Source organism: Nocardiopsis mangrovi (assembly GCF_042653925.1).
In the GTDB taxonomy this organism is placed as follows: domain Bacteria; phylum Actinomycetota; class Actinomycetes; order Streptosporangiales; family Streptosporangiaceae; genus Nocardiopsis_B; species Nocardiopsis_B mangrovi.
Window position 1 is genome coordinate 369,282 of the sequence record NZ_JBHSFQ010000001.1, and the last position, 17,761, is coordinate 387,042.

Here is a 17,761-nt window from a genome sequence, read left to right on the forward strand (position 1 = left end):
ACCACCACTCTGCCCGAGCACTCCGCCTCGACACCAGGTGATCGGCCGGCCTGTGGACGGACACGTGTGCGGACGCCGCCGGCGGGGGCCGGCGCCGCCACACGCCCGCGGCCCCGTGCCTGCCACTCCCAGGGGGAGGATGAACATGGAAAGTCTGGCCATACTCGGTCACATGGACGACACACCGCGCGGCAAGTCCCCCCTCGGCGAGTTCCTGTCCGGGCGCCGGGCGCAGTTGAAGCCGGAGGACGTGGGGTTGCCGGACTACGGCGACCGACGACGGGTTCCGGGGCTGCGGCGTGAGGAACTGGCCCAGCTCGCCGGTGTCAGCGTGGCCTACTACACGCGGCTGGAACAGGGCCAGTCGCTCAACGCCTCGCCGCAGGTCCTCGACGCGCTGGCCACCGCTCTGCGGCTGGACGACGCGGAGCGGCGCCACCTGCACACCCTGTCCGGTGACGTCCGGCAGAGCCGCCGCCGGCTCCCCGCCGAGCGGATCACCCCGGCGATCCGCCAGCTGATGGACGCCATGGGGGACGCACCGGTGGTCGTCGTCGGCCGGCGCTCGGACGTCCTGGCGTGGAACCGCGCGGGGCACGCGCTGTTCGCCGGGCACCTGTCCCCGGACGGCCCGGATCGAGCGGCCACGCGGCCCAACACCGCCCGGCTGCTCTTCCTGGACGCCCACACGCGGGACCTGTATGTGGACTGGCCCCGCAAGGCGCGGGACGTGGTGGGCAAGCTGCGGCAGGCGGTCGGCGAGTATCCGGAGGACCCGCATCTGGCCTCCCTCATCGGCGAGCTGACGATGCGCAGCCCCCAGTTCGCCACGCTGTGGGCCGAGCACCGGGTGCGCGCCTGGGACGTGGCCGAGTACCGGATGCGCCATCCGATGGTCGGGGAGCTGGACGTGCTGCAGCACACACTCGCGGTCCCCCGGGGGCAGGGGATCCGGCTGGTGGTGACGACCGCGGCGCCCGGCTCCGCCTCCCAGGCGGCACTGCGGCTGCTCAACCAGACCCTGGAGCCCGGTGCGGACGCGACGGGGACCGCCTCCCCCGCCGTCGACACCCCCGTATCCGTCGCTCCGCCCGTGCACCCCTGACCAGGCCGCAGGGCCGCCGCACCACAACGGTCCCCTCATAACGTCACGCCCGAACACCACCCGGCAGCCCCGGCCCGAGGCCGGCAAGGACTGCCGCGGGGCACCGTCACGCGCGTTCTCCGCCCCCGGCGCCGCCCCTCTTCCCCGCCCGTCGGCACCACCCGTCCAGTGCGCGCACGCCACGGGCTGACACACGCATTCCCTTTTCACGTCGAGCTGGAGGTTCCCCATGCCCACTACACCCGTCACGGCTTTCGCGGAGGTCGTCGACACCGTCGCCCACCTGGTCGAGGCCGTTGAGGAGGAGCAGTGGAGCGCGCCCACGCCCTGCACCGGCTGGGACGTCCGCGAGCTGGTCGAGCACCTGGTGACGGGACAGCGCGCGTTCGCCGCCGTGATGGGGGCGGAGCCGCCCCTGCCGGCGCTCGATGCCGACCCCGCTCCGGAGGCGCTCCAGGAGGTGTTCCGGACGTCGGCCGCCGCCCTGGTGGCCGCCTTCCAGGGGCCGGGTGCGCTGGAGCGGACGGTGCAGGCCCCGGTCGGTGAGGTGCCGGGCGCCGTGGCGCTGAGCCTGCAGACCCTGGAGCACCTGGTGCACGGCTGGGACCTGGCTCAGGCCATCGGCCAGAAGGCCCTCTTCGACGACGCCACGGTCGAGCGGGAGACCGGGTTCGCCCGCGGCCTTATGGCCCAGGTGCCGTCCGGGCCGGGTGCTCCGTTCGCGCCGTCCCGGACCGCTCCGGAAGGCGCCCCCGCACTCGACCGGCTGGCCGCCCTGCTGGGACGCGGCATCAGCGCGTAACCCCGTACGGCTCACCGCAGTACACGCCACCCCCGATACCCCCGACACCCCCGAGGAACAAGGACAATGAAGAAGCCGAAGCTGAAGTTCGTCATCGCGGGCGCGGCGGCCGTCGCCGCCGTGACCACCGGGACGGCCATGGCCGCGACCATGCTCCCCACCGGATCCGGCTCCGAGAAGCCCACGGCCGTGCAGGCCAAGGAGGACACGCCGACGGCCGACCCCATCCAGGTCGACGGCGCGAACGTCTTCCCGCACTCCCTGGACTACGACGCGGAGACGGACACGTTCTACGCCGGATCGCTGAGCCAGGGCAAGGTCTTCGCCTTCGGTCCGGACGGAGAGGTGCGCACCCACATCGACGACCCGCTGCTGGTGTCGGCGCAGGCGGTCCAGATCGACCCCGAGCGGGACCGCATCCTGGTCAGCAACGTCGACTACGGCACCTCCGACCGTTCGGACAAGGACAACCCCTTCGGCTTCGCCGGCGTGGGCAGCTACGACCTGGAGACCGGGGAGCAGGACTGGTGCGTCGACCTGCGGCCGCTCTTCGAGGACGGTGAGAAGCACCTGATCGCCGACGTGACGGTGGCGCCCGACGGCACCGTCTACGCCGTCGACCAGCTCACCCCGACGGTGTTCGCCGTCGAGCCCGATGGCAGCGCCTCGATCTTCCTGCGGGACGACCTGCTCAAGGGCGACCTGGACATCCCCGACTTCCTGGACGGCGTCGGGATGGCCGCTGTGGACTGGGTGGAGGGCGACCAGTTGATCATCACCATGGGCGACGGCTCCATGGTGCGGGTACCGGTCGACAGCCCCGAAGGCGCGCAGCCGGTGGAGCTCTCCGAGCCGCTGGAGGCCCCCGCGGCCGGCATGCGGGTCCTGGACGACGGCTCGATCGCGGCGGTCAGCAGCGGCCTGCTCACCGGCGAGCCCGCCCGGATCCAGCGCGTGGAGCCCGGCGACGGCTGGAAGGAGGCCACGGTGACGGTGACCGACACCGTCGAGGACCCGGTCACCAGTGACGTGACCGTGGGACCGGACGGGGAGACCTACGCGCTCAGCGGCGGCCTCGCCGACCTCCTCGCGGGCCGGCCCAACGACGGGTTCGCCCTGACCCCGGTCGCGACCGACTAAGCCACAGGCCGTCGCCCGGGACGGCCCGCGGCCACCCCCGCGTACCGTCGCGGACCCGGCATCGTGCGGTAGCCCCCTCCCAAGGGCGGGCTACCGCACTTCCGTGTGTACGGGACGGACGGGGTGGCCGGCCCGGGGAGGGCGCGGGACCGCGGACGCGGCTCGGCCCCGGACCGGGGCGGGAGACCCCGTCCGGGGCCGAGCGGGCGAACGGGCCCGCGACGGGGACACGGCGGCGTGCGTCCGCCGGTCCTCACTCGTCGCGCGTGTCGGCGGCCGCGGCGGTGCCGGCGCGGGCGTCGTCGAAGCCGCGCTCCTTCACGGCGGCCAGGTGCTTGGTCATGTTCTTCATGAGCAGGTAGAGGACGTAGCCGATGAGCGCGACGACGATGAACCCCAGCACACCCGGGGTCACGGTGTCGGTCGCGATCTCGGCGTTGGCGAGGACGAGAGCGGCGTTCATACCGCTCATGCTCTCACCGTCTCGCGGATACCCGCGAAGAGGTCGTCCTCAGGCACCTCCGTATCGATGACCGAGCGGGCCAGGTGGTAGTCCTCGGTGGGCCACGCCTCGCGCTGGATGTCCATGGGGACGGCGAACCAGAACCCGTTGGGGTCGATCTGGGTGGCGTGGGCGATGAGGGCGCGGTCGCGGGTCTCGAAGTGCTCGTCGCAGCGGACCCGGGTGGTGATCTCCCACTTCGGCGGCTCGCGGTCCTTCATCCGCTCGATCCACTCGGCGTAGGGGTTCTCCAGGCCGCGCTCCTCCAGCATGGCGGCGATGACCTCGAACCGCTCGCGCGTGAAGGAAACGTGGTAGTAGAGCTTGAGGGGCTGCCAGGGTTCGCCGGTGCCCGGGTAGCGCTCGGGGTCGCCCGCGGCCTCGAACGCCTCGACGGAGACCTTGTGGGTCATGATGTGGTCGGGGTGGGGGTAGCCGCCCTGCTCGTCGTAGGTGAGCATGACGTGGGGCCGGAACGACCGCACCGAGCGCACCAGCGGCTCGGAGGCGACGTCCAGGGGCTGGACGGCGAAGCAGCCGTCGGGCAGCGGGGGCAGCGGGTCGCCTTCGGGCAGGCCGGAGTCGACGAAGCCGCTGAACTCCTGGCGGACGCCGAGGATCTGGCGCGCGGCGTCCATCTCCTTGCGGCGGACCTCGGCGATGTTCTCCAGGATCTCCGGCCGGTCCATCGCGGGGTTGAGGATCGACCCGGCCTCGCCGCCGGTCAGTGTGACGACGAGCACCTCGGCGCCTTCGCTCACGTAGCGCACCATGGTGGCTGCGCCCTTGCTGGATTCATCATCGGGGTGGGCATGCACGGCCATCAGCCGCAAGCGCTCGGACAACGGACAGATCCCCTTGGATAGTCACGGATGTGCACTCGACCGCTCCGGCGTCAGCGCCGCGCCGCCTGCCTCGGCGTATCCACGAGGTCGGGGGTGGAGCGGCGGCCGCTCGGGACGGAGCTATCTTAGACAACATAGCCATCACGTTCGGAGATTCCCGCATGCCCGAGAGCCCTTCCGATGTCCCGCCCCCGCCCGGGGAGCAGGCGCCGGGCGCGAAGCGCCGCCACGGGAACAAGCCGGTCATCTTCATCATCGGCGTCCTGGTCGCCGGTGTCTTCACCATCGGCTGGGGATCGGCGCTGCTGAGCTACGGCGGAGCGGGCGGTGTCTCCATGCAGACGGTCGCCTGGCGGGTGCTCTCCGACGCCGAGGCGACCATCACATTCCAGGTCAACAGCGGCGAACCGGTGGAGTGTCTGGTGACGGCGACCGACGCCCAGCACGTCGAGGTCGGCCAGACGAGCGTCGAGGTCGAGGCCGGCCTCCAGGACGTCACGACGTCCGTCGAGACGATTCGTGAGGCTTCCGCGGTACAAGTGGCCTCGTGCAGGGAACAAGGTTCGACAAAGTAGTCCGGTAATCCAGTCGAGCCCGGGCCCCAGGGCCCGCCCCCTACCGCCACGCACCGCAGCCCGACGGCCGCCACGCCGCCCGGTCCCGCCAGACCCGCGCCCGCAGGGCGTCCGGCCTGGGAGGACCGGGTTTCATGGCAGTACCGTCAAAGGGGCTCGGTGATAATCTCGTAAGTTCATCCGCGGCCGCCTGGTGGCCGCGGGCACTAGACGCACCGAGGGAGTTCCCGTGACCGAGACCCGCGATGACAACGTCACCTGGCTGACCCAGGAGGCGTATGACCGGCTCAAGGCGGAGCTGGAGCACCTGTCGGGACCTGGTCGCATCGAGATCGCCGAGAAGATCGAGGCCGCCCGGGAGGAGGGCGACCTCAAGGAGAACGGCGGCTACCACGCCGCCAAGGAGGAGCAGGGCAAGATCGAGGCCCGGATCATCCAGCTCCAGAGCATCCTGCGCAACGCCCGGGTCGGCGAGGCGCCGCGCAAGGCCGGGGTCGTCGGTCCGGGGATGACCGTGACGATCAAGTTCGAAGGCGACGAGGAAGAGGTGACCTTCCTGCTCGCGTCGCGCGAGGAGAGCGGGGCGCCGATCGACGTGTACTCCCCCAGGTCGCCGCTCGGCAGCGCCATCAACGGCAAGAAGATCGGCGAATCCACCAGCTACACACTGCCCAACGGGCGCAGCCTGGCGGTCGAGATCATCGACGCCGTCCCGTACGGGGCGTAACCCCTCCCAACACGACGCGGAAGGGGTGGCCGGGAGCCACCCCTTCCGCGTTGTGCGGGTAGGCCGACGCCGGTCCGCTCTCTGGGGCCGCGGCCGGTAGCGGCCCCGGAATGGACCTCGCGCACCGCACGCCGGGAGAATGGGGCGCGCCCCTTCCGGCGCCGCCCCCATGGAGAGAGACGACGGCCCCATGAGCACCCCCACGTGGAACGACCCCCAGGGCGGCTACGGCCATCCGCGATCCGGCTATGGGGGCGGGCCCGAATACGGTGGCGCTCCGGGGTACGGCGGGCAGTACGGGTACGGCCCGTACACCGGCTACGCACCGCCCGGCCCGCCGCTGTCACCGCACGGCCGCCCGCTGGCCGACTGGGGGTCGCGCGCCGCCGCCGCGCTGATCGACAGCCTCATCGTCACCGTGATGGTCATCGGCATCATGCTGGGCGGACTACTGCTCTGCTTCGGTACCGCCTACCTCATCGATCCCGAAGCGTCCTCGTCGGTGTGGGCCTTCGCCGGCATCGGCATGTTCCTGTTCGTCCTCGCCGCGATGGCCGCCGGCTTCTGCTACCGGTGGCTGCACCACGCCCGGACCGGGCAGACCCCCGCCAAGCGGTGGATGAACATCCAGGTGGTGTCGCGCGACACCGGGCTTCCGCCCACCAAGGGGCTCTCGTTCGTCAGGGAGCTCATCTACATCCTCTTCGGGCAGGTGGGCGTCGTCGGCCTGCTCGACGTCCTGTGGCCCCTGTGGGACGAGCAGCGCCAGTCCATCCACGACAAGGCGGCCGCCACGCTGGTGGTCACAGTGCCACCCGCCGCACCGAACACCCCGTAACCACACGGAGACACGGAGAAAGGCCGACCGGCAGCGCCGACCGGAAGGGCCGACCGGTCGCGGAATCGCGGCCGCGTGCGACCGGTGGCACAATCGGCGGCGTGAACCAGCCCTCTCACCCGTTCCCGCCCGGTCCGCCGCCCGGTCCGGGGCCGGGATACGCCCCCGGCCCGGGGTACCCGCCGGGTCCCCCCGCGGCTCCGGGCGGGGCACCGCCGGCGGGCTGGGGGCGCCGGGCGGCCGCGTACCTGATCGACAGCGTCCTGGCCGCACTGCTGTACCTGGCGGTCGCCGGTGTCGGCTTCGGGGCGATCTACCTCGTGGTCCAGCTCGTCGCCCCCGAATCGTTCGAGGGCGGTGAGTCCCCGGCGATGCTGCTGTTCCTGTTCCCGCCCATCCTGCTCGGCCTGGCGGCGGCGTTCTGCTACCGGTGGCTGCCGCACTCGCGCAGCGGGCAGACCCCCGCCAAGCGGTGGCTGGGGATCAAGGTGATCTCGTGCGGGACCGGGCTGCCGCCGACGAAGGGACGCTCGTTCCTGCGGGAGGTGGTCTACATCGTCCTCGCCCAGACCTGCATCGGGATCGTCGACGTCCTCTGGCCCCTGTGGGACGACCGGCGCCAGACGCTCCACGACAAGGCCGGCGACACCCTGGTGATCAGGGTCTGAGCCCGGGGCCGCTGCTGCTCGCCGCGCCCGCGCAACAGGACCATCGACACAGATTCCTCCGCATTCGCCCGATTCGGTCGATCCGATGGGAAGTGGCACAATCGCCGGGTGAGTCAGCCTTGGTACCCCCCACAGCCCGGCGGACCGCCCCCGTACCCCGCCCCTGGTCCGGGCCCCGGATACGACCCCCGGCAGCGGGGCCCCATCCCCGAGGGCCGGACCCGCGCGCCCTTCGGAACGCGGATCGCGGCCCGCCTCATCGACGGCTTCGTCCTCGCCGCCGTCTCCTTCGTGTTCTTCGTCCTGGTGTCGATGCTCGCCTCGATCGACAACCCCAACGGCAGCGACCTGACCCCCGAGTACTTCGAGGCGTGGGCCTGGCTGTTCATGTTCGGCTGGGGACCGTCCCAGTTCTTCTACGACTGGCTGTTCCACGTCGGCCGCGGGCGCACGATCGGCAAGATGATGCTGGGCATCCAGGTCGTCCGCGCCTATGACGGCGGCGGGCTCACCCAGGGGCAGGCCGTGGGCCGCGCGGCGATCTTCGGCCTCCCGCAGTCGCTGCCGTGCTTCGGCCACCTGATCACCCTCGTCGACTGCCTCGTCGCCCTCGACGGCGGCAAAGGCGGCACGGCGCTGCACGACAAGGCCGTCGCGACGGTCGTCGTCGTGCGCTGACCCCCGTCACCCCGCGACCGCGGCGAAGGGATCGCCTCCGACGCCCGGGACGCCGGGCGCGGGAACATCGGGCGCGGGAACATCGGGAATCGGGACGCCGGGCGCGGGCACGTCCGGTGAGGGCACGTCCGCTCCGCCGCAACGGGGCGCGTCGCCGCCCCCGTCGGCGAAGGCCGCCGGGATGTAGTCGCCCGGGCCGATCCGGTACCAGTCCGCCCCGTCGCCGTTGGGACCCTTGACGGCCTCGCCGGCGAGGCGGCACTCCACGTCCACCGATGCGGCGTCCGCGGCGGTCCCGGTCACCGGGAACTCCGTTCCCGGTCCCGGCCGGACGTCGACCGTACCGGCGGCCGAGGTGGCGGAGATCTCGGCGCGGTGGCGGTGGCCGGCCGTCCACAGGTAGTCGACGTGGACCCACGCGTTGTCCGTCAGCCGCAGCCCGTTGCGGAACGCGCCGTCGGCGAGGTCGATGCCCGCGGGGTTCGTCACCCGCCGGCCGGACCCGTCCCGACCGCCGTTGTGGCCGTCGCTGTACGCCGCCTGCGCCTGGGGGAGGCCGCGCGGCAGGTCGTCCCACGTCTGCCGCTCCTCGTTCCAGTGGTCGTCCTTGGTGTTCCACGGACCCACATCCCACACGGGCAGGTAGACGCACCGGCCGCGGGCACCGTGGTCCTGCTCGCCGCCCTGGGCGCCCGCGGCGGGCGGCGGTGCCTCCGCCCGCTCGTCCGCACCCTTGGTGCACACGCGCACGGTGTAGTCGCCCTTGCCCTTCGCGGACAGGGCGCGGCGCGAGGGGAGCGCCGCGAAGTTGTCGTTCGTGCGGACCTTGTGGCCGTTCGCGGTCGTGTTGCCGACGAGGCCGATACGGGTGGTGAAGACCCGCGCCGCGAAGGCCGCCCCCGGAAGCGCGGACGCGTCGCCCTCGGCGGCGGCGACCGGCCGGAGCCGCACCCCCGACAGCGATGCGGTGTCGCCGTCGGTGTCCGGGGCCGCGTCCGGGGCCGTGACGATCCCGACCCGCACCTGCACGCGCTCGACGGCCGCGGGGAGCCCCACCCGCACGACCTCTGGCGGTTCACCGGGGGCGCTCCCCGCGGGACTCCACTCGGTCCAGGCCCCGTCGGCGCGGACCCCGCGCGCTTCGACCGGGAAGCCCGCGGCGCGCCCGCTCGTGTCCAGGTCCACGTCCACCGCGCGCACCGCACCGCCGACGGCGTGCGCGGGGAAGGTCACCAGCGCGTCCGGGGCGGAGGCGCCGCCGGGCGGGGCCCCGAGGGGCGCGCCCGATCCGGGAGCCGCCCGCAGGCCGCCTCCGTCGAGCACGGCGCCCGCGCGCTCGGCCGACGCCAGGTCCTCGTCGATCCAGCCCGGGTCCGCTGCCCGCGGAAGCGGTCCGTCCGCCGCCCCCGCCGGCGGCCCGCCCGCCGGCACCACCGAGAACGCGACCGCGGCCAGGGACGCGACCGCCCCGGCGCGGATCCGGGAAGGCATCATGGCCGGCCCCTTCATCGATCCACATATGTCACTTTCAGTAATCACATATGGACAAGAAGTCACCTATCGAACACGCCGGGCATATCCCCCACGGTGAATGAAAGACCTGGTCAACAAGGCCGCCGCCCGGCACGCGAGGATGCCCGCCCCCTGGGCGCCCGCGCCCCCGCTCCCGGCCGGAAGCGGCCATGGCCGCACCCACGGGATTGCCGACCCCGAGGGGAGCCGACTACGGTAAATGACCGAAAACAGAAATCCGGTCATTTACGTTGGCCCGGAGGAACCGGAGGAAGCGGACGTGGTCCGACCGAGCGTGGACACCGGCGTCATCCTGGAGGCGGCCGCCGAACTCGTCGCCGAGCGGGGGTTCGACAGCGTCACCATGGCAGCGATCGCCGGACGCGCCGGCGTCGCCAAGGGCGTCCTCTACCTGCGCTTCTCCAACAAGGACGAGTTGCTGGCGGCCATCGTCGCGCACGAGGCCGCCCGGGCGACGCGCCGGACGGCCGAGCTGGTCGAGGCCGATCCCCGCGGCGGCATGCTCTCCCGCCTGTACGTGCACTCCGTCACGGCACTGCACTCCCGGCCGGCGCTGCTCCGGCTCTACCGGGGCGATCCGCCGCACCTGGCCCGCGTGGTGCGCGACCGCGACGGATCCCGGCACCGCTCACGCGCGCTGCTGGGCGCCGGATTCATCCGTGAGTTGCAGGCGGAGGGCATGGTCGACCCCTCCCTCGACGCCGGCGTGCTCGCGGCCAACCTCGCGTTGTGGAGCCACGGGCTCGCCGCCCGTGCGCCGCACGACGACCTGGAGGCGCTCATCCTCGGCATGGGCGAGCTCGTGGCGCGCGCCGCCGACACCGACGTCGCGGACTCCACTCCCGGCAAGCGCTGCTTCGCCCGGTTCGCCGCCGCGCTCGTCCGCGAGGGGGCCCCGGCGTGAGCCGGCTGGTGCCGCCCGGGGCGGAGCAGCGGCACGTCGAAACCCCGAGCGGCCGGTTGCGGGTGCTGCACGCGGGTCCGGGCGCGGCCGGCCTCCCGCCCGCCGTTCTCGTACACGGCGGCGGATCCGACAACGCGGCGATCTCCTGGTACCGCCTCATCGAGCCCCTCTCCCGCGAACGCGAGGTGTGGGCCCTCGACCTCCCCGGCTTCGGCGGCAGCATGGAGGCGGCCCCGGCCGGCGGCCCGCGCGAACTCGCGGCCGTCCTCTCCGGCGCGCTCGACGCGCTCGCAACGGGCCGGGCCGTCGTCTTCGGCGTCTCGATGGGCGGCGATGTCGCCCTCAACCTCGCGCTCGACCACGCCCGCCACGTCGCCGGGCTGGTCCTCATCGCTCCCGGGGGCCTGGTACCGGTCTTCCGCAACCGCACGGCGCACTTCTGGGCGTGGCTCTCCGCGCAGTCCCCGGACCGGATCCTGCTGCCCGCGTCACGGGTGGCGAACCGATTCGTCCGCTCCGCGCTGCGCGCGATCGTCGCCGACCCGGCCGCTCTTCCGCCTCAGGTGGTCGAGGAGTTCGCGCGCGAAGCCCGCGACCCCCGCGGCGGGCTCGCCTACGGCCGCTACAACCAGGCCACGCTGGGCCGCCACCGCATGCTCAACGACCTCACCGGCCGGGTGCACGAGATCCGGGCGCCCACGCTGTTCTTCCACGGCGCGGACGACCCGATCGTCGATCCTGAGGGGTCCCGTCGCGCCGCCGCCCGCATGCCCCGCGCGCGGCTCGTCGTGGCGCCCGGGTGCGGGCACTGGGCGCAGCTCGAAGCCCACGAGCGGTTCCTCGCCGAAGCGGAGGCCTTCCTCACGGGGCTGGACGCCGGCCCCGCTGCCGAGGGGTGACCGGGGCGGGCCGGCCCGCCCCGGTCACCCCTCGAAGGCCAGCAGGCAGGCGGTGAAGCTGTGCACGTGGTTGCGTCCGGCGACGGGGCCGATCTCACCGGCCGCGAAGAACCCGCCGACCGCGTCGGCGCCGAGGGTCCGCTGCACGGAGCGGACGTCGTGCTCGGGGGCGTCGAACATGGCGGCGCCCCGTCCGTTGCACGAGAACAGCAGGGCGGCGGCGGTGCGGCCGGGGGCGTCGGCGTCGAAGCTCTGGAGCCGTTCCAGCAGGTCGGAGCTTGCGCTCTCCTGGTCGCGCACCTGGAAGCGGACGGTCTGGCCGACCTCGACCATGTCGCCGATGGTCAGCGCGCCCATCTCGGGGTCGGCGGCCACCACCGAGCGGACCAGGAAGTCCCCGCGTTCGTGCCGGTCGGCGTATTCGTCCATGGCGATGCCGATGTGCAGGCCCACCGCGGCGAGCTCCTGCTCCTCCTGGGGAAGGGCGTTGACCAGGGATTCGAGTCGCTCGTAGGCGGAGACGCCCGCCAACTCCAAGATCATGTTGCCTTCGGCCTTGGTGACCGCCATGGCGGGGCCGATCGGCCGGCAGCCCTGGCTCACCGCCGTGCCCACGATGCCCGGGCCGCCCAGCAGCACGCCGATGGCGCCGGCGTCGGCCACCCCGCCCTCGAAGAACAGCCGCACGGAGTCCTGCCCGCGCATGCCGTCGGCCAGGCCGCCGACCACGGGCAGGCCGCCCAGCGCATCGGTGGAGCGCTCGACGAAGGACTGCGCCGGGAACTCGTAGGGGTTGGCGAGCAGCAGCGCGACGCGGTCGGTCGGCTCGGGCTCGGACATGCCCACAACGGCGAGGTGGTCGCCCTCGGGGAGCACGTCGAGCCGGAAGGGGGTCAGGCTGGCGTCGGGCAGCCGGGCCGCCCACACGCTCACCGCGCCCTGGCCTTCGACGCCGCGCCCGCCGCCGATGACGCCGGTGGCGCTGCACCCGATGGACAGCGCCTCGCCCGCGTGGGCCATCACGCGCTCGCCGGCGAGGGTGACCTCTTCGGGGTCGGCTCCGCAGACGAAGAAGCAGATCAGATCGGGGTCGCCGTCGAGGGGCCGCAGGGCCTGGAGCACCGCCCTTTCGGCCGCGCTCACGAGGTCCGCGCCCGTCGCCAGCGCGTCACCGAACCTGGCCACCCGTTGCCACCCCCGCCTTGCCCACGGACTCGATCTTGCCTGGACCCTACTCCCTCCCCCTGCGGGGTGAACCTTCCCGGATCCCGGCATTTTTCACGTCGGACCATGAACCGTACACAGGTGTGCGGTTCGCCACTGGAGCCAACTCGTCGAGGGTGCATAGACTCGACCCTGTGCCTGCCCCGACATCCGGCCACACGCCCCCCACCCGCCTCCCGACCACCCTGGGCGCGCTGCGCGCCTCGGACCACGCGCACCGGACCGTGAAAGGCGAGGTCCGCGCGAACCTGCTGCACCGCATGCGGTCCGGTGAGCCGCGTTTCCCGGGCATCGTCGGCTTCGACGACACCGTCCTGCCCCGGCTGGAGCGCGCGCTGCTCGCCGGGCACGACTCCGTCCTGCTGGGCGAGCGCGGCCAGGGCAAGACCCGGCTGATCCGCACCATCGCGGGACTGCTCGACGAATGGACACCGGTGGTGGCCGGGTGCCCGATCAACGACCACCCCTACGCACCGGTGTGCGTACGCTGCCGCCGCCTGGCCGACGACGCCGGCGACTCCCTCGCCATCACGTGGTGGCACCGCGACGACCGCTACGGCGAGAAGCTCGCCACCCCCGACACCGGCGTGGGCGACCTCATCGGCGACATCGACCCGGTGCGCCTGGCCGAGGGCCGCAGCCTCGGCGACCCCGAAACCGTGCACTACGGGCTGGTGCCGCGCTTCAACCGCGGGGTGTTCTGCCTGAACGAGCTGCCCGACCTCGCGGCGCGCATCCAGGTCGCGCTGCTGAACGTGCTGGAGGAGCGCGACGTCCAGATCCGCGGCTACGCGCTGCGGCTGCCGCTGGACGTGCTGCTGGTCGCCAGCGCCAACCCCGAGGACTACACCAACCGCGGCCGGATCATCACCCCGCTCAAGGACCGCTTCGGCGCCGAGATCCGCACCCACTACCCGCCGGACCTCGACCACGAGGTCGCGCTGATCCGGCAGGAGGCCGACCTCGACGGCGGCCCCACGGTGCCCGGGCACCTCCTCGACATCGTCGCCCGCTTCACCCGGCTGGTGCGCGACTCCGCGTCGGTCGACGACCGCTCCGGCGTGTCCGCGCGGTTCGCCATCGCCGGGATCGAGACCGCCGCCGCCTCGGCCGTGCGCCGTGCGGCGCTCAGCGGCGAGGAGCACGCGGTCGCGCGGGTGTGCGACCTCCCGCCGATCGTCGACACCCTTCAGGGCAAGGTCGAGTTCGAGGTCGGCGAGGAAGGGCGCGAGGCCGAGGTCCTCGCGCACCTGCTGCGCCGGGCCACGGCCGAGACCTTCCGGCAGACACTGGGCGGCGCCGACCTCACCGCGCTGACCGACCTGTTCGCCGAGGGCGGAACGGTGGAGTCGGGCGAACTCGTGTCCTCCGCCGACCTCTTGCAGGGGGTCGGCCCGCTCCCTGGCCTCGCCGACCTGATCGCCCGGCTGTCGCCCGAGGAGGGCGCCGGCGAGACCCCCGGCTTCGCCGCCTCCGCGGTGGAGTTCGCGCTGGAGGGGCTGTACCTGAACCGGCGGCTGTCCAAGGACACCGTTCGCGACCGCACCGTCTACCGGACCTGACCCCCGCCGCGGCGACCAGGCCCACACCACCGACGGGAAGGGGAAAGGGAGACCCCGATGGACCGCTTCCGGTACGGCGAATACCACGAGGGCCCCGACCCCTTGGCGGCGCCCTACGACGTGCGCGCCGCGCTCGACGAGCTGGGCCGCGACATCATGGCCGGCACCAAGCCCCTGCGGGCGCTGCGCGACCTGCTGCGCCGCGGCACCCAGGGCATCAGCGGGCTCGACGACCTGCTGCGCCGGACCCGCGAGCGCCGCGAGCGGATCCGGTCGCAGGGGCGGCTCGACGGAACCCTGGACCAGGTGCGGTCGCTCCTGGACCGCGCGATCGGCCAGGAACGGGCCGAGCTGTTCCCCGACCCGTCCGACGACGCGCGCCTGCGCGAGACCGAGCTCGACTCCCTGCCCGCGGACACCGCCGCCGCGGTCCGCCGCCTGTCCGGCTACCAGTGGCGGTCTGCGGACGCCGCCCGGTCGTTCGCCGAACTGCGCGACCTCCTCCGGCGGGAGGTCCTCGACACCCGGTTCCGCGGCATGAAGGAGGCGTTGCAGAACGGCTCCCCCGAGGACATGCGCCGGGTGCGGGAGATGATCGACGCCCTCAACGACATGCTCGACGCCGACCAGCGGGGCGAGCACACCCAGGCCGACTTCGACCGGTTCATGGACGCCTACGGCGACTTCTTCCCCGAGGAGCCGCGCCCGCGCGACCTGGAGGAGCTCGTCGACACCCTGGCCCGCAGGTCCGCCGCCGCGCAGCGCATGATGGACTCCCTCACCCCCGAGCAGCGCGCCGAGCTGAACGGGCTGATGCAGCAGGCCACCGCCGAATCCGGCATGGGCGACGCGCTCGACCGGCTCGCCGGGGCGCTGCGGTCGCGCCGCCCCGACCTCGCCTGGTCGGGCGGTGAGGAGATCGACGGCCCCGAGGGCCTAGGGGCGGGCGACGCCACGAGCGCCGTGCAGGACCTCGCCGACCTCGCCGAACTCGAGGCGTCGCTCGGGCAGGGGTACGCGGGGGCGGGGCTCGACGACATCGACGAGGAGGCCGTGCGCCGCGCCCTGGGCCGGCCCGCGGTCGACGACCTCGCGCGGCTGCGTGCGCTGGAGCGCGAGCTGCGCGACCAGGGATACCTCGAAGGCACCCGCAACAAGATGCGGCTCACCCCCAAGGCGGTGCGCAGGCTCGGCGAGACCGCGCTGCGCGAGGTGTTCACCGACACCGTCCACCACGGACGCCCGGGCGCGCACGCGCAGACGGCGGCCGGGTCCTCCGGGGAGCCCACGGGCGCCACCCGGCCGTGGGAGTTCGGCGACGAGCAGCCGCTGGACGCAGTCCGCACCCTGGGCAACGCGGTGGCGCGCGGCGGGGCGGGGCCGGGGGGCGCGATCCGGATGGCGCCCGGGGACTTCGAGGTCGCCGAGACCGAGCGGCGCGACGCCGCCGCCGTGTGCCTGCTGGTCGACCTGTCCTACTCCATGGCCCTGCGCGACCTGTGGGGCAGCGCCAAGCAGACCGCCATGGCGCTCCACTCCCTGGTCACCAGCCGGTTCCCGCAGGACGCGGTGCAGATCATCGGGTTCAGCGACTACGCCCGCGAACTCCCGCCGGCGGGGCTGGCCGAACTCACCTGGGAGCCGGTCCAGGGCACCAACCTCCAGCACGCCCTGATCCTCGCCGGGCGCCACCTGGACCGCCACTCCGACTTCGAGCCGATCGTGCTCATCGTCACCGACGGCGAGCCCACCGCCCACCTCGGCCGCGACGGCGAGGCGACCTTCGCCTGGCCGCCCTCCCAGGACACCACCACGGCCACACTGGCCGAGGTCGACCGCATGACCCGGCGCGGAGCGGCCCTCAACGTCTTCCTCCTCGCCGACGACCCCCGCCTGGAACGCTTCGTCGACGAGGTCGCCCGCCGCAACGGCGGCCGAGTCGTCCGCCCCGCCACGGACCGATTGGGCGGCTACGTCGTCCGCGACTTCCTATCGCGCCGCAGACGAACGGCATGACCCCCGGGCCGCCGGCGACGGGGGCGGTTCGGCTGGGGTTCGGCGTCGACGGCGGGGCGGTACGGCCGCCGCTCGCACTAGGGCGGCACGTGCTGACCGACCCGGACGGCCGGAAGGTGGAGGTGACCGCGGCCTGATCCCCCGTGACCGCGGCCGGATCGCGCGCCTCTGAGGGGGCAGGCCGGGCCGTGTGTCAGGGCAGGAAGGGGCCGGACGGGGTGGCGGCCGGGTCGAGGGTGGTCTCCAGCCACGTCATGAAGGCCGCGTAACGGGCCGCGACGCTGACCCGGACGACGGTTCCCTCCGATCCCTCGGGGGTCCGGGTGGTGCGGCCGATGGCGTCGACCGAGAGCGGCATGGGCCTGGAGTCGACGTAGGGCAGTCTCAGGGCGGCGCTCAGGGTCAGGCCGTCGTGTTGGAGGGTGCCGGGGATCCGGAGAGGGCCGGATCCGGCGAACCAGCGGTCCAGGTGGGCGTGGAGCAGGTGGGCCCAGGGCGGCGCGTCCGGGGCGGCCAGGCGCCGGCGGACAGGGTGGTCGGGGGTCACCTTGATGTCCGGGACGAAGGTGATCTCGGAGGTGACGAACTCCGGGGTCGGCAGCCGTCCCTCGGCCACGGCCGCGAACACCTCGTGCACCGCAGGAACGTCCAGGCGGAAGTTGTGCTCGGCGCGCTCGGGATCGCGGTAGCGCAGGGCGCCGCCCATCTGGGTCACCCGCAGCCGCGCCGCGACCTCCGGAGCCTCCACGAGGACGCGGGCGAGGTTGGTCAGCGGCCCCATCCCGACCCACCGGATCGGGCCGGGGTGGGCCGCCGCGACCGCGCGCACCGCGCCGACGGCGTCGGTCTTCTGGGCGGGAACAGCGGCGGGGACCAGACCGTCGACGCAGTAGTAGCGCGTCTTCCCCAGGCAGGCGCCCGCCACCACGGGCACCTCGTGCCGGCCGATGCCGTCCAGCAGGTGGCGGGCGAACCGGGCACGCTGCCCTGGGCCGTACTCGGGGCCCGTCTCGTCGGTGGTGAGCAGCAGAGCCAGGTCAGGGACGCAGCGGGCGGCGACCGCAACGGCCAGCGCGTCGTCGGCATCGCCACCGATGTCGGTGTCGATGATCAGCGGGGTACGGCGCAGATCCTCGGCGCTCTCGTCGCGTGTATCGCCCACGGTGTCCCTTCACTCCCCTGGATACGTGGCCATCCGGTCTAGCACGTGGCGGGGACGCCGGGCTGCGTGCCGGTGCCTTTGTCTCCCCTGTCTCCCCGTTGAGGCACCGGCACGCGGGGGTTCATGGAGCGGCGGGCGGGGCGGGCGCCGTCTTCCTGGCTCGGGTGTCCTGCCAGGTGAGGGTGAAGGTGACGCCGGTGCGCGGTCTCGGGAGCGGGCCCCAGGTGTGGGTGTAGTGGTCGATGAGGGCCATCCCCCTGCCGTGCTGCGCCATCGGGGTGATGGGCCGGACGAAGGGAATCGTCCCGCCGGCGGGACGCCCTTCGTCGTCGACCTCGATGGTCACGCGCCGCCGGTCGAGCTTGATCGTCACCTTGAAGACGCCGCCCCGACCGCTCGCCGTATAGCGCAGGGCGTTGGTCGCCGCCTCCGAGAGGCACAGGACGGCGGCAGCGGCGGTGTCATCGGGGATGGCGTATCCGGTGTGAGTGGCCATGACGCGGTCGGCCCAGGTGCGGGCCTGGCGGATCTGGTCGGCCCAGCCGGGGAATTCGCGGGTGTAGGACATCGCCATCACCGTC

18 protein-coding genes are annotated in these 17,761 nt (G+C 73.2%); 12 read left to right on the forward strand and 6 right to left on the reverse strand.

The genetic code is table 11. The annotated features are described in order from the left end of the window. Positions 1 to 172 precede the first annotated feature (172 nt). The 3 genes from ACFO4E_RS01685 to ACFO4E_RS01695 all read left to right on the forward strand — a co-directional run bounded on the left by ACFO4E_RS01685 (position 173) and on the right by ACFO4E_RS01695 (position 3,047). Positions 173 to 1,105 (forward strand): helix-turn-helix transcriptional regulator, encoded by a 933-nt coding sequence (locus ACFO4E_RS01685; protein WP_378570780.1) that lies wholly within the window; start codon positions 173 to 175, stop codon positions 1,103 to 1,105. Between the two features lie 229 nt (positions 1,106 to 1,334). Then, positions 1,335 to 1,907, forward strand: a complete 573-nt coding sequence (locus ACFO4E_RS01690; protein ID WP_378570782.1) for a TIGR03086 family metal-binding protein — start codon at positions 1,335 to 1,337, stop codon at positions 1,905 to 1,907. 66 nt (positions 1,908 to 1,973) lie between these two features. Beyond that, positions 1,974 to 3,047: a hypothetical protein gene (locus ACFO4E_RS01695; RefSeq protein WP_378570784.1), complete on the forward strand. Its 1,074-nt coding sequence runs from the start codon at positions 1,974 to 1,976 to the stop codon at positions 3,045 to 3,047. Between the two features lie 253 nt (positions 3,048 to 3,300). Here ACFO4E_RS01695 and ACFO4E_RS01700 read toward each other — a convergent pair whose 3' ends face one another. Both ACFO4E_RS01700 and mca read right to left on the reverse strand, forming a co-directional pair. Further along, complete coding sequence (locus ACFO4E_RS01700; protein WP_378570786.1) at positions 3,301 to 3,519, reverse strand: hypothetical protein; 219 nt, start codon at positions 3,517 to 3,519, stop codon at positions 3,301 to 3,303. Continuing rightward, on the reverse strand, positions 3,516 to 4,394 hold the full coding sequence (mca, locus tag ACFO4E_RS01705; RefSeq protein WP_378570788.1) for a mycothiol conjugate amidase Mca: 879 nt from the start codon (positions 4,392 to 4,394) through the stop codon (positions 3,516 to 3,518). Before mca ends, ACFO4E_RS01700 begins: the two co-directional genes overlap by 4 nt. Before the next feature lie 161 nt (positions 4,395 to 4,555). Here mca and ACFO4E_RS01710 point away from each other — a divergent pair, with 161 nt between their 5' ends. The 5 genes from ACFO4E_RS01710 to ACFO4E_RS01730 all read left to right on the forward strand — a co-directional run bounded on the left by ACFO4E_RS01710 (position 4,556) and on the right by ACFO4E_RS01730 (position 7,880). Next, complete coding sequence (locus tag ACFO4E_RS01710; protein WP_378570790.1) at positions 4,556 to 4,969, forward strand: DUF4307 domain-containing protein; 414 nt, start codon at positions 4,556 to 4,558, stop codon at positions 4,967 to 4,969. A 229-nt stretch (positions 4,970 to 5,198) separates the two neighbouring features. Then, entirely contained in the window at positions 5,199 to 5,696 is a 498-nt protein-coding gene (gene greA / locus ACFO4E_RS01715; RefSeq protein WP_378570792.1) for a transcription elongation factor GreA, read from the forward strand. Between the two features lie 190 nt (positions 5,697 to 5,886). Continuing rightward, positions 5,887 to 6,534, forward strand: a complete 648-nt coding sequence (locus ACFO4E_RS01720) for an RDD family protein (RefSeq protein WP_378570793.1) — start codon at positions 5,887 to 5,889, stop codon at positions 6,532 to 6,534. A gap of 101 nt (positions 6,535 to 6,635) precedes the next feature. Further along, positions 6,636 to 7,202 carry an RDD family protein gene (locus tag ACFO4E_RS01725; RefSeq protein ID WP_378570795.1) on the forward strand — a complete coding sequence of 189 codons (567 nt, stop codon included), beginning with the start codon at positions 6,636 to 6,638 and terminating at the stop codon, positions 7,200 to 7,202. Positions 7,203 to 7,310: 108 nt separating this feature from the next. Then, complete coding sequence (locus ACFO4E_RS01730; RefSeq protein ID WP_378570797.1) at positions 7,311 to 7,880, forward strand: RDD family protein; 570 nt, start codon at positions 7,311 to 7,313, stop codon at positions 7,878 to 7,880. A gap of 6 nt (positions 7,881 to 7,886) precedes the next feature. Here ACFO4E_RS01730 and ACFO4E_RS01735 read toward each other — a convergent pair whose 3' ends face one another. After that, positions 7,887 to 9,374: an SH3 domain-containing protein gene (locus ACFO4E_RS01735; protein ID WP_378570799.1), complete on the reverse strand. Its 1,488-nt coding sequence runs from the start codon at positions 9,372 to 9,374 to the stop codon at positions 7,887 to 7,889. A gap of 298 nt (positions 9,375 to 9,672) precedes the next feature. Between ACFO4E_RS01735 and ACFO4E_RS01740 the strand changes: the two genes are divergently transcribed. Both ACFO4E_RS01740 and ACFO4E_RS01745 read left to right on the forward strand, forming a co-directional pair. Next, positions 9,673 to 10,317 carry a TetR/AcrR family transcriptional regulator gene (locus ACFO4E_RS01740; protein ID WP_378570801.1) on the forward strand — a complete coding sequence of 215 codons (645 nt, stop codon included), beginning with the start codon at positions 9,673 to 9,675 and terminating at the stop codon, positions 10,315 to 10,317. After that, positions 10,314 to 11,216 (forward strand): alpha/beta fold hydrolase, encoded by a 903-nt coding sequence (locus ACFO4E_RS01745; protein WP_378570803.1) that lies wholly within the window; start codon positions 10,314 to 10,316, stop codon positions 11,214 to 11,216. Before ACFO4E_RS01740 ends, ACFO4E_RS01745 begins: the two co-directional genes overlap by 4 nt. A 24-nt stretch (positions 11,217 to 11,240) precedes the next feature. Here the strand turns inward: ACFO4E_RS01745 and ACFO4E_RS01750 are convergent, their stop codons facing one another. Next, a complete protein-coding gene (locus ACFO4E_RS01750; protein WP_378570804.1) occupies positions 11,241 to 12,401 on the reverse strand; it encodes an FIST signal transduction protein in 1,161 nt (386 codons plus the stop codon). Between the two features lie 173 nt (positions 12,402 to 12,574). On the opposite strand from ACFO4E_RS01750, the gene ACFO4E_RS01755 reads away from it, so the two are divergent. Together ACFO4E_RS01755 and ACFO4E_RS01760 are read left to right on the forward strand one after the other, a co-directional pair. Next, the gene (locus tag ACFO4E_RS01755) at positions 12,575 to 14,002 is read left to right on the forward strand and encodes a sigma 54-interacting transcriptional regulator (protein WP_378570806.1); all 1,428 of its coding nucleotides are present in this window, start codon (positions 12,575 to 12,577) and stop codon (positions 14,000 to 14,002) included. A gap of 57 nt (positions 14,003 to 14,059) precedes the next feature. Continuing rightward, positions 14,060 to 16,018, forward strand: coding sequence for a vWA domain-containing protein (locus ACFO4E_RS01760; protein WP_378570808.1), 1,959 nt, complete (start codon positions 14,060 to 14,062; stop codon positions 16,016 to 16,018). A gap of 193 nt (positions 16,019 to 16,211) precedes the next feature. Here the strand turns inward: ACFO4E_RS01760 and ACFO4E_RS01765 are convergent, their stop codons facing one another. After that, the gene (locus ACFO4E_RS01765; protein WP_378570810.1) at positions 16,212 to 17,180 is read right to left on the reverse strand and encodes a nucleoside hydrolase; all 969 of its coding nucleotides are present in this window, start codon (positions 17,178 to 17,180) and stop codon (positions 16,212 to 16,214) included. A 121-nt stretch (positions 17,181 to 17,301) separates the two neighbouring features. Then, positions 17,302 to 17,748, reverse strand: coding sequence for an ATP-binding protein (locus ACFO4E_RS01770; RefSeq protein WP_378570812.1), 447 nt, complete (start codon positions 17,746 to 17,748; stop codon positions 17,302 to 17,304). Positions 17,749 to 17,761 lie beyond the last annotated feature (13 nt).

Coding starts and splice junctions, on each gene's coding strand:
- ACFO4E_RS01685 (WP_378570780.1), top strand. CDS start 173: ATGGACGACACACCGCGCGGCAAGTCCCCCCTCGGCGAGTTCCTGTCC.
- ACFO4E_RS01690 (WP_378570782.1), top strand. CDS start 1,335: ATGCCCACTACACCCGTCACGGCTTTCGCGGAGGTCGTCGACACCGTC.
- ACFO4E_RS01695 (WP_378570784.1), top strand. CDS start 1,974: ATGAAGAAGCCGAAGCTGAAGTTCGTCATCGCGGGCGCGGCGGCCGTC.
- ACFO4E_RS01700 (WP_378570786.1), bottom strand. CDS start 3,519: ATGAGCGGTATGAACGCCGCTCTCGTCCTCGCCAACGCCGAGATCGCG.
- ACFO4E_RS01710 (WP_378570790.1), top strand. CDS start 4,556: ATGCCCGAGAGCCCTTCCGATGTCCCGCCCCCGCCCGGGGAGCAGGCG.
- ACFO4E_RS01720 (WP_378570793.1), top strand. CDS start 5,887: ATGAGCACCCCCACGTGGAACGACCCCCAGGGCGGCTACGGCCATCCG.
- ACFO4E_RS01735 (WP_378570799.1), bottom strand. CDS start 9,374: ATGATGCCTTCCCGGATCCGCGCCGGGGCGGTCGCGTCCCTGGCCGCG.
- ACFO4E_RS01760 (WP_378570808.1), top strand. CDS start 14,060: ATGGACCGCTTCCGGTACGGCGAATACCACGAGGGCCCCGACCCCTTG.
- ACFO4E_RS01770 (WP_378570812.1), bottom strand. CDS start 17,748: ATGTCCTACACCCGCGAATTCCCCGGCTGGGCCGACCAGATCCGCCAG.